Below are 15,213 nucleotides of genomic sequence, written 5' to 3'. Positions count from 1 at the left end.
CGCACCCGCGCGGCATTCTTGCGCCATGACTGAATTCGCCGACCTCTCCCGCCGTCTTGAAAGCCTGATCCGCACCGGAACCATTTCCGAAGTGCGCTACAAGCCTCTGCGCGTGCGTGTTGCTACCGGTGGTCTGACGTCGAATTGGCTCGCCTGCATCACGCTCAGAGCCGGCAACACTCGGGATTGGGATCCACCAACCGCGAACGAGCAATGTGTGATTTTCAGCCCGAGCGGTGACCCGGCGTTGGGCCTCGTATTGGTAGGCCTGAACTCGGACAGTATTCCCGCGCCGAGCGAAAGCCCGGATGAATGCCTACGGGTTTATCCCGACGGCGCGCAGATCCTCTACAACCACAAAACCGGTGCTTTAACGGTCAGCGGGATCAAAACGGCTCTGCTCCAAGCTGCCGAGAAGTGCGTCATCGATTGCCCCAAAGTGGAGACGACCGGCGACCTGCTGGTGAAGGGAAAGCTCACCGTTGTGCAGGGTGCTGACTTCACCGGTGACGTCATTCAACAGGGCGGAAACATGATCTCCAACGGCATCGTCGTCCACACCCACAAACACCCAGGCACCGGAGGCCCGATATGAATTACTCGGGCATGAATGCCAGCAACGGCGAAGAGCTGACCGATCTCGACAGTATCCGTCAATCGTGCAAGGACATCTTCACCACCCCGATCGGCTCGCGAGTTATGCGCCGTGAATATGGCTCGCTGATTCCCGAGCTGATAGACCAGCCCATGAATGCATCGCTGCCCCTTCGCATCAGTGCGGCGGGCGTGATGGCGCTGCTTCGTTGGGAGCCGCGAATTCGTCTCAAAGGATTCCGCGTGACCACCGGTTCAACTCCCGGCTCGCTGATAGCCGAGCTGGATGCGACCCGTGCTGATGGGCCTCAGTCAGGTTCCCGCGTTCAACTATCAGTTCCGATCAAGGGGGCAAGCGCATGAGCGGCATGATCGATTTATCCCAGCTCCCCGAGCCCAGCGTCATTGAAGTAGTCAGCTTCGAATTGATCCTGGCTGAGCGAAAAGAACGTTTCATCAGCCTCAATCCGGTTGAGAAACAAGACGCCATCCGAGCGACCCTTGAGCTTGAGTCAGAGCCCATTACCAAGTTGCTGCAAGAGAATGCCTACCGGGAAATGTTGTTGAGGCAGCGTGTCAATGAGGCCGCACTCGCAGTAATGCTCGCTTTCGCCGTTGATGGGGATCTCGATCAGATCGCTGCAAACTTCAACCTTGAACGACTGGTGCTCGATAAAGGCGATCCGCTGGCAGTCCCTCCAATTCCACCAACGATGGAAAGCCACGACGATCTGCGGGCACGGTGCCAGATGGCTTTCGAAGGGCTGTCAGTGGCTGGCCCTCGGGGCGCATACATCTATCACGCGCTCTCGGCTGATGGCCGGGTGTCGGACGTGAGCGCTGAAAGCCCAGCCCCCTGCGAAGTGCTGGTAAGCGTGCTTTCGCGTGAGGGCAAAGGCATCGCCTCACCTGAGCTGTTGGGTAAAGTCACCGCCGCTCTCAATGACGACGACATCCGCCCACTTGGCGATCGGCTGACGGTTCAGTCCGTCGAGGTCATCGAGTACGCCGTCGAGGCCGTCTTGTATTACTACCCCGGCCCCGAAAGCGAGCCGATCCGGGAGGCTGCTGAAAAGTCGCTTCAGAAATACATCGGTAATCAACGTCGCATTGGGCGCGACATTCGAAGATCTGCGCTTTACGCAGCGCTTCATGTGGAGGGCGTTCAGCGAGTGGAGCTACTGCACCCCGCTTCGGACATCGTCCTGAACAAGCAGCAAGCTGGATTCTGCACCGGGTACGCACTTTCCCTAGGCGGTTCGGATGAGTAAGTCCCTGCTCCCCAGCGGATCCACACCGCTTGAGCGTGCCGCGACGGAGGCAATGGCGGAAGCGGTGGCCCTCAAGGTTCCTTTGCGAGACCTGTGGAGTCCAGACCGCTGCCCTCTCTCATTACTTCCCTACCTTGCTTGGGCGCTTTCTGTAGATCGTTGGGATCAAAACTGGTCTGAGAAAACAAAGCGGGCGGTGATCAAGGCTTCGTTCTTCGTACACAAGCGCAAGGGCACCATCAACGCTATTCGCCGCGCAGTTGAACCACTCGGCTACCTCATTGAATTGATTGAGTGGTGGCAAACCGCGCCGATGGGTACGCCGGGCACCTTCGCATTGAAGCTCGGCGTGCTGGAAACAGGCATCACGGAGGAAATGTATTTAGAGGTCGAGCGCCTCATCGACGACGCCAAGCCTGTCAGTCGGCACCTGACTGGTTTGGCAATCAGTCTCGAAACTCAGGGCAATTTGAATGTCGGGGTAAGCCTTTACGACGGCGACGTCATCGACATTTACCCGCCAGAAATGCGTGACATCGACGTCACCGGAACATTCGGTGTAGTCGGGCGCGAACACTCCATAGACACTTTGGACATTTATTCATGATCGATGCGGACTCTAAGTTTTTCGCGATCCTTACGGACGTCGGAGCGGCCAAGCTGGCGAATGCCAATGTGCTTGGCATTCCGTGGAACATTACCGAGATGGGCCTGGGCGATGCCAATAACACCGATCCGCAACCCAGCGCTAAACAAACCAAGCTGATCAACGAATGGCGACGCCGTCCGCTGAACCAGCTCATCATCGACCCAGTGAACGCGGCGGTGATCATTGCCGAGCAAGTGATCCCGGCTGATGAGGGCGGACGCTGGATCCGTGAAGTAGGGTTGTATGACGCGGACGGTGATCTGGTAGCGGTGGCGAACTGTGCGCCCAGCTTCAAGCCGATTCTGTCGCAAGGCTCGGGGCGCACTCAGGTCGTGCGGATGAACTTGATCGTGTCGAGTGCCGCGAACATCAGCCTCAAGATTGATCCAGCGGTCGTACTCGCGACCCGCGACTACGTCGATTCCCGCCTTCTGGAAGAGCTGAGCAAGCTCGACATCAAGCAGTCGGTGCGTGCGGCCACCACGGCCAATATCAATTTGGTCGGGTTGCAGGTGGTGGACGGTGTTTCGCTGAATGCTGGCGACCGCGTGCTGGTGAAGAATCAGGCGGCTGCCAAGGATAACGGCCCCTACGTCGTGGCTGTGGGTGCCTGGGCGCGAGCCAAGGATGCCGACAACAACGCGAAGGTCACGCCGAATCTGACGGTAGCGGTCGAGGTGGGTGCGACGCAGGCCGACACGATCTGGCAACTGGTGACCGATGGCCCGATTGTCGTGGGCACCACGGCGCTCACGTTCAAGGACATTACCGATGGCTTTGCCCGGCTGCTGTCGCCAAGCTTTGCCGGAAATCCCACGGCCCCGACGCCGGCGCAGTTCGACGGCAGTAAGTCGATCGCTACGGCAGAGTTTGTAAAGCGTAGTGGTGTCGAGTTCTCGGGCTTCACCACGAACGCCGCAAACTTGGCTTTAACGGCCGCGCACGTCGGTGGCCTTCACAGCTTTTCCGGTGCGGCGCAGCTCCAAGCCACTTTGCCGCCGACGGCAGGTGTCGCGCAGGCAGCAACCATTACGCTTGTTTGTGCCGGCAATGGTGGGCTGAAAATTGTTCCGGCCGGCGCTGACGTTGTGTACACCTCGACCGGTGTGGCTGGGCCGCTGGTACTAGCCCTTGGCGACACGGCTGAATTCATCCGTCTGGAAAATCAGTGGCGGCTGGTTGGTGGCACGATCGCTCTGCGCTTCGCTGGAACGATGAGCGGCCCGAACTTCGTCACGCCGCCCAAGTTCGATAACAGCCTGCGCCTCGCTACGACGGAGTTTGTCCAACGTGCGGCAGGCAGCTATGCCGATGTGTTCACTTTCGCGGGGAACACCACGCTCACACCCGCTGCTGTTGGGTGCATGGTGGCAGTCGGCGGCGGTAGTACTGCATCTGTGACTTTGCCCGATGCAGAAACAGTCCCGGTTGGCGCTTTAATCACAGTGCTGAGCGGTGTTACCGGGATATTAACGGTGGTGCCTAAACCGGGTCAGATGTTAACAACGCTGAATAGTGTTGCTGGCCCTATACAGTTGCTTCCGGCGTCGACCGGGGTTTTCAGGAGGCTGAACGACACCAGCGGTTGGATTCTTGAGGATGGTGACTCGGCGTTGAAATACTCACCGCTTTTTGCCTCTAGTTTCTCCGGGTCGGGTTGGGCAAAGCGCCCCGACGGCCTTATTGAGCAATGGGGGTCTGGCCTCACGGACGCGAACGGATACGTTTATGTGACGTTCCCCATTCCGTTTCCCAATGCCGTGCGGAACGTCTCACTATCGCATGTGGGTTCGTTGTGCTTGATGCACGCAGTCATGGGGGCGAGCCTTAGCCCGACGAGTTGCACGTTGCGCGTACAAAATTCGGGGAACGCGGCCCAGGTGGGCTGGACAGTTTGGTGGCGAGCAGTAGGGAACTGATGATGAATAAAGTTGTGTATTTTAGTCCCTCGACGTGCGGGGCTTATGTCCCTGAGATTCACGGCGAGAACATGCCAGAGGACGTGGTCGAAGTGGCGGAAAGCGTTTGGAAATCGCTGCTCGATGAGCTGTCGAGAACTCCAAAAAAAATGTCGTCACGGCGCAACGGTCAGCCTGTGTTGATCGACCCGCCGCCACTGGATGCAGAGGCGTTGGCCGCCGTTGAGCGCGCCTGGCGCGATGCGCAACTGGCGCTGACAGATCCGTTGGTTTCCCGGCACCGTGACGAGATCGAAGGCGGCGGCGCGACCTCGCTCACGCTTGAGCAGTACACGGAGTTGCAGGCCTACCGCAGGCAGCTGCGTGACTGGCCGCAAGGCGAGCAATTTCCGCTAGTTGAACATCGACCGGTCGCACCGTCCTGGCTGACAGCAAAAACCCAAAACTAAGAGACGGCGGCTGGACGGATGCGCGAACACCCGTCCAGCCGCTTCAACACCACTGATTAGACCAGTGAGCCAAAGCCGAGGCCGCCTGCCTGACGTCAAGGCGCGGGCACCTTAGCACAATCGCATAAAGGGCTCACCTCAACATGGAAGACATTCGCTGCGGCAATTGCGCCCGCAAGCTGGCCGTAGGCCTTTACATCGAACTCAACATCAAGTGTCCGCGTTGCGGCACCTTGAACTCACTGAGGGCCACGAGCCCCGCACAAGAGCGCCCGCGAGCGTCAACTGAAAGGCAAGATCTATGCACGCGGCAACTCCCATCATCCCGTGGATCGGTGGCAAACGGCGCCTCGCCGACCGGCTGATTCCACTCTTTCCTCCGCACGAGTGTTACGTCGAAGTCTTTGCTGGTGGGGGCGCACTGTTTTTCCTGCGTCCGATGCCAGCTCAGACCGAGGTGTTGAACGACATCAACGGCGATCTGGTGAACCTGTACAGGGTGGTGCAACACCACCTCGAAGAATTCGTTCGCCAGTTCAAATGGGCGCTCAGCAGCCGCCAGATTTTCAAATGGCAGCAGATGACCAACGTTGAAACGCTCACAGACATCCAGCGTGCCGCTCGCTTCTTCTACCTGCAGCAGCACGCCTTCGGCGGGAAGGTCAGCGGGCAGACGTTCGGCACGGCAACCACTGGTCCGGCAATCAACCTGTGTCGCATCGAAGAGAACCTGAGCGCCGCGCATCTGCGGCTATCGGGCACCTACGTCGAGAACCTGCAGTGGCAGGAAGTAATGCGCCGCTACGATCGCCCTCACACGTTCTTCTACTGCGATCCACCGTACTGGGAAACGGAAGGCTACGGCGTTGAGTTCGGCTTCGAGAACTATCTCGCCCTGGCAAAGTTCATGCGCGAGTGCAAAGGAAAGGTGATGGTCTCGATCAACGATCACCCGGACATCCGTGAAGCGTTCGCGGGCTTCCATATGGAAGGGCTCGATATCAAGTACTCGGTGGACAACCTGCGAGGTGATGCCAAGACCAGCCGCGAGCTGGTGATCATGAACTGGGAACCGGAGGTCTTTGGCGGGCTTTTCTAGACGCAATTGTTGTGCCCGTAGCGGACACAACACCGGGGCGATGCCGCGCCATCGCGCGCGCGGCATTCTTGGCCGCAACCCTCTTACCCCGGAGAAAGAGACAATGGCAGCAGACCAGTACCACCACGGCGTGAGAGTCCTCGAAATCAACGAGGGCTCGCGCACCATCCAGACAGTCAGCACCGCCGTGATCGGATTGACCTGCATCGCGGAAGACGCCGACGCGAGCTTCTTCCCTGAAGATCGCCCGGTGCTGATCACCAACATCAATCAGGCAATCGGCAAAGCCGGTCTCAAAGGCACGCTTGCCGCGAGCCTGGACGCGATCGCAGACCAAACCAACCCCGTCGTTGTGGTGGTTCGCGCCAAGACCGGTGCAACCGAAGCGGAGACCACCAGCAACCTGATCGGCACCACCACATCGGCGGGCAAGCTGACCGGGATGAAGGCGCTACTGACCGCGCAGAACTCCCTCAAAGTGAAGCCGCGCATTCTTGGCGTGCCGGGTCTCGACAGCCTGCCGGTCGCTTCCGAGCTGGCATCGATCGCTCAAAAGCTCCGGGGCTTCGCGTACGTTTCGGCGCATGGCTGCGCGACCAAGGAAGAAGCCGTCGCTTATCGCGATAACTTCAGCCAGCGAGAGCTGATGACGATCTGGCCGGACTTCGTGAGTTGGGACACCGCACTCAATCAGGAAGCAACCGCTTTCGCCATCGCCCGAGCGCTTGGCCTGCGCGCCAAGATCGATCAGGAAACCGGTTGGCACAAGACCCTATCCAACGTTGGCGTCAACGGTGTAACGGGCATGAGCCGCGACGTCTTCTGGGACTTGCAAGATCCGAACACCGATGCCGGTTATCTCAACCAGAACGAAGTGACCACGCTCGTTCAAAACAATGGCTACCGCTTCTGGGGCTCCCGCACCTGCTCCGATGACCCACTGTTCCAGTTTGAAAACTACACCCGCACCGCACAGGTACTGGCTGACACCATGGCAGAAGCGCATATGTGGGCGGTTGATATGCCCCTGCACCCTTCATTGGTCAAAGACATGCTGGAAGGCCTGAACGCCAAGTTCCGCGAGCTGGTCAGCCTGGGTTACTTGATCGGTGGTGAGGCGTGGTACGACGAAGAGATCAACACCAAGGACACCCTCAAATCGGGCAAGTTGTTCCTCGACTATGACTATACCCCGGTGCCTCCGCTGGAAGACTTGAGCTTCCGTCAACGAATCACCGACCGTTACTTGGTCGACTTCGCTTCGCGCGTCAACGGCTAATTGAGCGGGCTGCTGACCCAGCCCGACATAGAAGGAAATCGCTATGTCCCTACCCCGCAAACTCAAACACTTCAACGTCTTCTACAACGGCGAAGAATTCTTCGGTCAGGCAACCGAAATCACGCTGCCGAAACTCGCCATGAAGGCCGAGGCGTACCGTGGCGCCGGCATGCCCGGTGAAGTGGATATCGACCTGGGCGTTGAAAAGCTCGAGCTCGAACACAGCTACGGCGGCTTGATGTACCAGATCATCAAAGACTTCGGCATCACGACCGTCGGCGGTGTTTTGTTGCGCTTCTCTGGCAGCTACCAGCGCGACGATACCGGCGATGTCGATGCAGTCGAGGCCATTTGCCGTGGCCGTCACACCGAGATCGATCCCGGCGGCTCCAAGGCCGGTGATGACACCGAGTTCAAAATCAAATCATCGCTGAGCTACTACAAGCTCGCGGTCAATGGCAGCACCCTCGTTGAGATCGATATGGTCAACATGATCTACAAGGTCAACAACGTGGATCGCCTCGAACAGCACCGCCGCGCCATCGGTCGTTAACCCACCGGTCGCCTCCGTGGCGACCAACATTTTCAACACACAGGAACGCATCTCATGTCTCAGAACCAGACCATTACTCTCGACACTCCGATCAAGCGCGGTGAACAGGTCATCACCGAGTTGACCCTGCGCAAGCCATCGTCGGGCGAGCTTCGCGGCATCGCACTCACCGACCTGCTGCAGATGAACGTTACGTCCCTCACCAAGATCCTGCCACGCCTGAGCTCGCCTGCGCTCACCGAGCAGGATGTCGGACGAATGGATCCGGCTGACCTCGTTCAGTGCGGTTCGCAGGTCGCTGATTTTTTGTTGCCGAAGGCGAGCAAGCCGGATCAATCCCCCGCCGAGTAGAAGACCCAATGGCCGACATCGCCACGGTGTTCCATTGGACGCCGGAGTCGATGTCGGCAATGAGCCTTAGCGAACTGATGGAATGGCGCGAGCGCGCCCGGCAACGAAGCGGAGCGGAAGAATGAGCGGCATACGTAATCTGAAACTGGAAGTCATCCTGCAGGCGGTTGATCGGGCAACGCGCCCATTGAAGGCTGTGATGCAGGGCAGCAAAGGGCTGTCGCGAGCGGTGAAGGAAAGCCGCGACCAGCTCAAATCGCTGAACGACCAACAGGGCAGGATTGACGCTTTCCGCAGCCTCACACGAGACGCAAAGGAAACCGGTGACAAGCTCGCGGCTGCTCGGCAGAAGGTCAAAGAGCTGTCGAGCTCGATGGCCGCTGCCGGGCCACCCACAGAGAAGATGGCTCGTCAGCTGCAGCGCGCCGAGATCGCCGTCGAGAAACTATCGCTCGCGAACACCAAACGAATCGAGGCTGCGCGCGCGGCCAAAACATCACTCGATGCAGCAGGTATCAGCACCAACCAACTCGCCAGCCATGAGCGACAGCTCAAGGAGCAAGTCGAGTCAGTCAATCGCGTGCTAACCCAGCAGTCTGCAAAACTGGCACGGGTCAGCAAGCAGCAGCAGCGGATGCAAGCCATCAAGTCTCAGTATGACAAGGGCATGGAGACGCGGAACAACATGGCCGGCGCAGGCGCCGGGATGACGGCTGCCGGTGCCGCTGCGGGCGCCGCCTTGCTCGTACCTGTGAAAGAGTTCGCCCAGGCTGAGGACGCTGCCACTCAGCTCAAGGTGTCGATGATGACCTCGGGAGGTGCGGTCTCGGCAGAGTTCGACAAGATCAGTGAGCTGGCCAACAACCTCGGCAACCGGCTGCCGGGCACAACTGCCGACTTCCAAAACATGATGACCATGCTCATTCGGCAAGGCATGTCAGCGCAGTCGATCCTAGGCGGGCTCGGTGAGGCCACCGGCATGCTCGCGGTACAGCTCAAAATGCCATTCGAGGAAGCGGCAGAGTTCTCCGCTCAGCTGCAGGACGCTACGCGCTCTACTGAAAAGGACATGATGGGGCTGATGGATGTCATCCAGCGCACTTACTACACCGGGGTAAACCCTGATTGGATGCTGCAGGGTTTCAGTAAGCTTTCCGCAGGCATGGACACCGTCAAGATGAAAGGCTTGGAAGGCGCCAAAGCCCTCGCGCCGTTGCTTGCCATGGCGAACCAAGCCGGTATGACCGACGGCGGCAGTGCCGGTAACGCGTATCGAAAAGTGTTCCAGAAGAGTATGGACTCGGCGAACATCACTGGCGTTTTGAAGGATCTGAAAACCACCAAAGGCATCGACCTGAAACTCAATTTCACCGACGGCAAAGGTGAGTTTGGCGGTCTGCCGCAGATGTTCAAAGAGCTCGACAAGCTCAAGGGACTCAGCACCGAAACCCGTATCCAGCTGATCAAAGATCTCTACGGTGATGATTCCGAAGTTACTCAGGTTGTGTCGCTGCTGATCACCAAAGGTCAGGCCGGCTATGACGAAATGATGGGCAAGATGAACGCCCAAGCTTCGATGCAAGACAGGGTAAACGCTCAGCTCGGCACGCTAGCGAACCTTTGGGACGCCGCAAGCGGTACGTTCACGAACGCACTTGTTCGCTTCGGCGAGGCGATCGCTCCTGAGTTGAAGGCGCTGACAAAATGGATCACTGACGTATCCGAAGGGATGGGCAAATGGGCGAAGGAAAACCCAGTCCTCGCCAATGCACTGATGAAAGTTGCCGGTGTAATCGCCATCGTTCTGACTGTGTTAGGCGCATTGACTCTCGCGATGGCAACAATCTTCGGGCCAATGCTGATCGCAAACGCAGGCTTCGCCATGCTCGGCGCCAAGCTCGGCGGAGCCTCAACGTTGATGAAGGTATTTACCGGGGGCACCGGCTTGCTACGGGGAGCGCTGGGGTTGATGGGCGGCGGCGTCATGAAGCTCATCGGTATTCTGCGAATGTTGTTTATGGCAATGATGGCGAACCCGATCCTCGCGATCGTAGCGCTGATCGCCGGGGCCGCGATCTACATCTGGTCAAACTGGGACACGCTCGGGCCGAAGTTCGCGGCTTTATGGGCAGGCATCAAGGCCGGGGCCTCGGCCGCCTGGGAGGGAATTAAGAGCATCGTTTTTGGAGTCGGGCAGGCAATCGCGAACTTTTTCATGACGTGGACGCTAGCGGGTCAGATTTACACCCACTGGGATCAGATCATGGCATGGATGGGCGCGCTGCCCGCCAAGTTCATGACCCTCGGCTCCCAGATCATGCAAGGCATGGTAGACGGCATCACCGGTAGCCTTGGCGCGGTCAAAGACGCGATCACAGGCGCAGGTGGCGCGACAATTGATTGGTTCAAGGAAAAGCTCGGGATTCACAGTCCGAGCCGGGTGTTCGCTGAACTCGGTGGTTTCACGATGGCGGGCCTCAACCAAGGCCTGACTGAGAATCAAGCCGGCCCATTGTCTGCGGTCACCAGCTTTGCCAAACAGCTCACTGCCGTGGGGGCAGGAATCACGATTGGTGCAGGGACTGCGATGGCTGGGACGTTGCCGGTCGACAGTCAATCGCCGCTCGGACGTTCAATCCCGATCGACAGCCGGCCACCCATCTCTGCGCCTGCCAATGGCGCCGGAGCGCCTGCCCAATCTGGTGGTAGTCCGATCATTATCAACGTTCACCCATCACCGGGCATGGACGCGCAAACGCTCGCCAAGCTGGTCGCAGCAGAAGTCGCTAACGCGGAGCGACAAAAGGCGGCACGCGGTCGGTCTCGTCTTGGCGATAAGGATTAAGGATCTCAGTTATGTCGATGATGGCCCTCGGGCAATTCACATTCAGCCTTTCCAGCCTTCCTTATCAGGAGCTGCAGCATCAATTCGGCTGGCGTCACCCGACGACAAGCCGGGTTGGTGCGCGTCCGGCACGGCAGTTTCTCGGGCCTGATGATGAAAGCATCACAGTGAATGGAGTACTGCTGCCGGAGCTGACCGGCGGTCGGCCAAGCCTCGACTTGATCCGTGACATGGGTGATCAGGGATCCTCCTGGCCGCTCATTGACGGGAGCGATGGACGAATCCACGGACTGTTCATCATCGACAGCCTGAGCGAGACGAAGAGCTATTTTTTCGACGACGGCACGCCGCGGCGAATCGAGTTCAGCCTCAGCCTCAAGCGAGTCGATGACGACAAGATCGATCGGGTTGAACGTGTTAACCGTCCACAGGGGAGCCAGACGTGATCGCCCCGGCTCAAGATGATCGCCAGTACGCACGGGAAGAAATCCACCCGACTCCCGATTACCGCATCGCGATCGTCGGTGGCAAGGACATCACCAGCACCCTGCAAGGGAGATTGGAGTCTCTGACGCTGACCGACAACCGAGGGTTTGAAGCGGACCAGCTCGACATCACTCTGGACGACAGCGACGGCTTGCTCGACCTGCCGCCGCGCGGGGCCAAACTCTCTCTCGCGCTGGGATGGAAACATGAAGGGCTGATCGACAAGGGCACTTACACCGTCGATGAAGTCGAACACAGCGGAAGTCCTGATAAGCTGATCATCAGAGCGAGAAGCGCAGATCTTCGCGCGGGGCTCACCACCAAGCGCGAACGCAGCTTCCACGGGAAGAAAGTGGCGGACATCGTTTCGGCGATCGCTAGCCAAAACCGGCTCACCGCCGAGATTGCCAAACAGTTTGCTGAGGAAGTGGTAGACCACATCGACCAGACGAGCGAGTCCGACGCCAATCTACTCACGCGCCTCGCCGAGCAGTTCGACGCAATCGCCACGGTGAAGCACGATCGCCTGATGTTCATCAAGGCCGGTGAGGCCAAGAGCGCCAGTGGCCTGCCGCTCGGTGTCGTCACAATTGTCCGATCGAAGGGCGATCAACACCGCTTCACCGTTGCGGACGGGAACAACTTCACCGCCGTGAAGGCCTATTGGCAAAACACCGGGTCAGCCAAGAAAGGCGAAGTGCTGGTCGACGCCAAGACAGTCATCAAAAAGGTGAAGTCAGGGAAGTCGGGGAAACGCGAAAAGCTCGGCGTTGAAAGGACTGACCCCATCAAGCCGAGCGCTGAAAACACCAAAGTTTTGCGGCATACCTACGCCAGTGAAGTCACTGCGATCCGGGGAGCAAAGGCTGCATTTGACAAGCTACAACGTGGCGTTGCCTCGTTCAGCATCACCCTGGCTCATGGTCGCGCTGACCTATTCCCCGAGCTGCCCGCAATCGTCAGCGGCTGGAAGCCGACTATTGACGGCACCGACTGGATCATCAGCCAAGTATCTCACTCGCTTTCAGACAGCGGCTTTACCACGCAGCTCGACCTTGAGCTAAAAATCGACACCGATTAATTGCCGGGCGCGCTCCAGAGGCTGGTGTGTTCCGGCAAGAACTGTTGATTGACCTCATCCATGGTCAGCTTGCCGATCGCCTTGCACTCAGCTGCACCGCCCGCAAACACCCGACCCTGCGCGCCGAATGAGTTCACTACCTCGATCCGTCGGAAGTCGGTCTTACCCCACGAGCCGGGCTCAAGAATCAGGCTCGTGCACACGCTGTTCACCACCGTTGTGTAGATGTCCTCGGTGACACGCGGTCGGTTCATGTCCACGCGCAACGCATCGCCGGTAAGCTCAACGGCTTTGATATCAAGCGGCTTGAGCTGTTTGGCAATGCTTGCCGGGACGGGCTCAGCATGCGCACTGGTGATCGATGCGAGTAGCAGCAGGGTAAGGCCGGTTCTTTTCACGGTGGTTTCCTATGCGAGAGCTCAGGCGCTCTCTGTTGTTGGGACAGCCCATTCGGGGCCGTCGTCTGTTGTGCGCTGGCACACACGCTTGAAGCCTTCCATCTTCAACACGCTTCCGACCGAAAATGCCTTGCCGTTGAACTGACAAACAGTCGGATCCTGAGCAAACCCGAGACCCGCCAGCCATGCGCCGCAAAGCAGCGCTCCGGCTATACCGATGGCGCAGGCGAGTTGCCGATTCGAAATGATGATGGTGTTGCGACACAGAGATCCGCCGGCTGATGGCGACGGCTCGTTTGATGAGCCTGGGTCTCCTGTGAGCGCAAAGGGATGCGCGAAAGATGAAGGCTGAGGCACTTTGAGAGGATCCTTGACCCAGCGATCCAGTAGGGCCATCACCTCGTGAAAGCTGTCACGCGGCAGCTCACCGAGTTTATCGACGCCGAAGTCAGTGAGAATTACCTTGTAGACGTCGAATCGTTCGAGGCCCGTGGCGCTCAGAACTTCCCCTACTCGGTAGGCGATCGCCTTACGTTGCAGGTCGGTGATAGCCCTATCTGTGTTTGAACCGAATGACAGATTGAAAACATTGCTCAACTGCGGGTTGTTGCTGCCCTCATTGACCGTACCGCCGGTAATGAGCTGGGCAACATCCCCAACTTTGTAACTTTCCCCCATGATCCACCGCACCCACATCCATAATGGCTTTCCGCCATTATACTTGGCGGACGGCTAATCCTTCCTAGCCTTTCGTCCTCTTGCCAGTGCTGATACGCGCACCGGTCTGGTTCACTGCCCCGCCGCTGATGATCTGGGCAACGTCGCCCATGCTGAACTTCTGCGAGGGTTGCGCTTCTGGAGCGTTGTATCCGGCGATCATCCCAAGAACGCCCGAGCGGCCTTTCGAATCGAGCTCTCGGTATCCACCCAGAACCAGCATCTCGTCCGGGGCCAAGTGCCCACCGGACAGCTCGCCAGTGACGATATAAAGCACATCGGCACCCTGGCGCCCTACCGCTTCGAGAAAGCCGAGCTTCGGCTCAGTCTTGCCCGCCTCGTAATCACAGTAAGTACGAAAAGCAACGCCGCCGCGCTTGGCCATCTCCGTTTGAGTGAGGCCAAGACGAACGCGTTCCTGCGACAACCGATCGTTGTATTGCAGTTTTTCGCAAACATCGTTTGACATATTGCAGATTCCTGCGAATAATTCAGTTGTGTATTGCAGATTTACACAATCCTACCACCAACCGAGACCGGAAATGACCACACCACGTAGCCGAGCCCCTAATGGGGTGATGTCCGATAAGCCCGTTGCGATGAGGCTGACAGCCGACGAGAAGGCTGGTCTTGGCGACATGGCACAGCAGCAGAACCGATCCGAAAGCAGCCTCGCTCGCCTGATCTATCTCAGAGGCCTTGAGGCAATGAAAGCAGCGGGCGAGGCCTAATCCAATGGTAGACATCAAACAGCAAACCGCACACCACCGAACGCCGGAGAATCCTGTGGACAGGATCCGTGCGAGCTATCAGTCGATGTGCCGCGCGGTGAATGGCGGTTGGTCAGCGATGGCGGCATCGGTAAGCCTGTCCAAAGACGGGTTGGAAAACCGCATCTACGAGCGCAAAGGACAGTCCGTAGACGTGCATCTCGCCATGCAGATGCAGGCCAACAGCAACACCACGCTCTTTGCAGAAGCGGTCGCGGCAGAGTCTGGCGGCGTGTTTATCACCCTGCCCTGCGTAACCACCGTTGATCATGAAGAGATCCAGTCCGTTTACATGGCACTGGTCGATGAAGTTGGGCGGCTTGCCCGTGAGTGGCGCGAAGCCACCCGCGATGGTGAGGTAGACGCCAAGGAACGCGAACGCCTGGACGAGATCCGCTTAGCGATCTGCCAGAAGGTCACGCAAATGAATGAACTCACTTACGCCGTCTTCTGCCGTTAACGCGCGAGGTTTGCCCTATGGCGATGCAATGCCCCCACTGCACAAACCCGGCTCACACACGCACAAGTCGGTATATGTCGCCGACCTGCAAAGAGAGCTACATGCAGTGTTCAAATCTGAAGTGTGGCTACACCTTCGTGAGCATCACCGAAGTAGCCCGCACCTTGTCGCCAAGCGCAACGCCGAACCCTCGTGTGTTCATCCCGGTCGCCCAGCGAAAGCAGGCTCCCCCGGATGAGAACCAGCTAGAACTCGCGGTGAGCTGACCCGCACTACCTGACCTGAATTTGTA

General features: G+C 58.5%; 20 protein-coding genes. 17 read left to right on the top strand and 3 right to left on the bottom strand.

All coding sequences use genetic code 11. The annotated features are described in order from the left end of the window. The first annotated feature begins 25 nt into the window (after positions 1–25). From QR290_RS02755 to QR290_RS02685, 15 genes are all read left to right on the top strand, one after another. Entirely contained in the window at positions 26–595 is a 570-nt protein-coding gene (locus tag QR290_RS02755) for a phage baseplate assembly protein V (protein ID WP_289204291.1), read from the top strand. Continuing rightward, positions 592–957, top strand: coding sequence for a GPW/gp25 family protein (locus QR290_RS02750; protein WP_034153053.1), 366 nt, complete (start codon positions 592–594; stop codon positions 955–957). Before QR290_RS02755 ends, QR290_RS02750 begins: the two co-directional genes overlap by 4 nt. Beyond that, positions 954–1,865 carry a baseplate assembly protein gene (locus QR290_RS02745; RefSeq protein ID WP_289204290.1) on the top strand — a complete coding sequence of 304 codons (912 nt, stop codon included), beginning with the start codon at positions 954–956 and terminating at the stop codon, positions 1,863–1,865. The genes QR290_RS02750 and QR290_RS02745 overlap by 4 nt, the downstream gene beginning before the upstream one ends. Further along, positions 1,858–2,472, top strand: a complete 615-nt coding sequence (locus QR290_RS02740; RefSeq protein ID WP_289204289.1) for a phage tail protein I — start codon at positions 1,858–1,860, stop codon at positions 2,470–2,472. The genes QR290_RS02745 and QR290_RS02740 overlap by 8 nt, the downstream gene beginning before the upstream one ends. Next, on the top strand, positions 2,469–4,433 hold the full coding sequence (locus QR290_RS02735) for a phage tail protein (protein ID WP_289204288.1): 1,965 nt from the start codon (positions 2,469–2,471) through the stop codon (positions 4,431–4,433). Before QR290_RS02740 ends, QR290_RS02735 begins: the two co-directional genes overlap by 4 nt. Positions 4,434–4,435: 2 nt before the next feature. Beyond that, a complete protein-coding gene (locus QR290_RS02730; RefSeq protein WP_289204287.1) occupies positions 4,436–4,882 on the top strand; it encodes a phage tail assembly chaperone in 447 nt (148 codons plus the stop codon). A gap of 143 nt (positions 4,883–5,025) precedes the next feature. Continuing rightward, positions 5,026–5,247: a Com family DNA-binding transcriptional regulator gene (locus QR290_RS02725; RefSeq protein WP_289204286.1), complete on the top strand. Its 222-nt coding sequence runs from the start codon at positions 5,026–5,028 to the stop codon at positions 5,245–5,247. Further along, entirely contained in the window at positions 5,184–5,981 is a 798-nt protein-coding gene (locus tag QR290_RS02720; protein ID WP_034151934.1) for a DNA adenine methylase, read from the top strand. Before QR290_RS02725 ends, QR290_RS02720 begins: the two co-directional genes overlap by 64 nt. Positions 5,982–6,084: 103 nt before the next feature. Beyond that, complete coding sequence (locus QR290_RS02715; RefSeq protein ID WP_289204285.1) at positions 6,085–7,260, top strand: phage tail sheath protein; 1,176 nt, start codon at positions 6,085–6,087, stop codon at positions 7,258–7,260. 43 nt (positions 7,261–7,303) lie between these two features. Then, complete coding sequence (locus QR290_RS02710; RefSeq protein WP_289204284.1) at positions 7,304–7,813, top strand: phage major tail tube protein; 510 nt, start codon at positions 7,304–7,306, stop codon at positions 7,811–7,813. A 54-nt stretch (positions 7,814–7,867) separates the two neighbouring features. Then, complete coding sequence (locus tag QR290_RS02705) at positions 7,868–8,164, top strand: phage tail assembly protein (protein WP_289204283.1); 297 nt, start codon at positions 7,868–7,870, stop codon at positions 8,162–8,164. Positions 8,165–8,172: 8 nt separating this feature from the next. Next, positions 8,173–8,289: a GpE family phage tail protein gene (locus QR290_RS02700; RefSeq protein ID WP_289204282.1), complete on the top strand. Its 117-nt coding sequence runs from the start codon at positions 8,173–8,175 to the stop codon at positions 8,287–8,289. Continuing rightward, positions 8,286–11,009: a phage tail tape measure protein gene (locus tag QR290_RS02695; RefSeq protein WP_289204281.1), complete on the top strand. Its 2,724-nt coding sequence runs from the start codon at positions 8,286–8,288 to the stop codon at positions 11,007–11,009. Before QR290_RS02700 ends, QR290_RS02695 begins: the two co-directional genes overlap by 4 nt. A gap of 11 nt (positions 11,010–11,020) precedes the next feature. Then, complete coding sequence (locus QR290_RS02690) at positions 11,021–11,455, top strand: phage tail protein (RefSeq protein ID WP_289204280.1); 435 nt, start codon at positions 11,021–11,023, stop codon at positions 11,453–11,455. Further along, positions 11,452–12,576, top strand: coding sequence for a phage late control D family protein (locus QR290_RS02685; protein ID WP_289204279.1), 1,125 nt, complete (start codon positions 11,452–11,454; stop codon positions 12,574–12,576). Before QR290_RS02690 ends, QR290_RS02685 begins: the two co-directional genes overlap by 4 nt. Here the strand turns inward: QR290_RS02685 and QR290_RS02680 are convergent. From QR290_RS02680 to QR290_RS02670, 3 genes are all read right to left on the bottom strand, one after another. Beyond that, positions 12,573–12,974 carry a hypothetical protein gene (locus QR290_RS02680; protein WP_289204278.1) on the bottom strand — a complete coding sequence of 134 codons (402 nt, stop codon included), beginning with the start codon at positions 12,972–12,974 and terminating at the stop codon, positions 12,573–12,575. The genes QR290_RS02685 and QR290_RS02680 overlap by 4 nt on opposite strands. A gap of 21 nt (positions 12,975–12,995) precedes the next feature. Next, complete coding sequence (locus QR290_RS02675) at positions 12,996–13,652, bottom strand: hypothetical protein (protein WP_289204277.1); 657 nt, start codon at positions 13,650–13,652, stop codon at positions 12,996–12,998. A gap of 64 nt (positions 13,653–13,716) precedes the next feature. After that, the gene (locus QR290_RS02670) at positions 13,717–14,160 is read right to left on the bottom strand and encodes a helix-turn-helix domain-containing protein (RefSeq protein WP_289204276.1); all 444 of its coding nucleotides are present in this window, start codon (positions 14,158–14,160) and stop codon (positions 13,717–13,719) included. 266 nt (positions 14,161–14,426) lie between these two features. Here QR290_RS02670 and QR290_RS02665 point away from each other — a divergent pair, with 266 nt between their 5' ends. Next, a complete protein-coding gene (locus QR290_RS02665; RefSeq protein WP_052229371.1) occupies positions 14,427–14,921 on the top strand; it encodes a YmfL family putative regulatory protein in 495 nt (164 codons plus the stop codon). Between the two features lie 17 nt (positions 14,922–14,938). Next, on the top strand, positions 14,939–15,187 hold the full coding sequence (locus QR290_RS28650) for an ogr/Delta-like zinc finger family protein (protein ID WP_353739145.1): 249 nt from the start codon (positions 14,939–14,941) through the stop codon (positions 15,185–15,187). Positions 15,188–15,213 lie beyond the last annotated feature (26 nt).

The organism is Pseudomonas fluorescens, assembly GCF_030344995.1.
Taxonomy (GTDB): Bacteria; Pseudomonadota; Gammaproteobacteria; order Pseudomonadales; family Pseudomonadaceae; genus Aquipseudomonas; species Aquipseudomonas fluorescens_BF.
The sequence above is the reverse complement of the archived record's forward strand: the minus strand, read 5'-3'. Positions and strand labels throughout refer to the sequence as shown.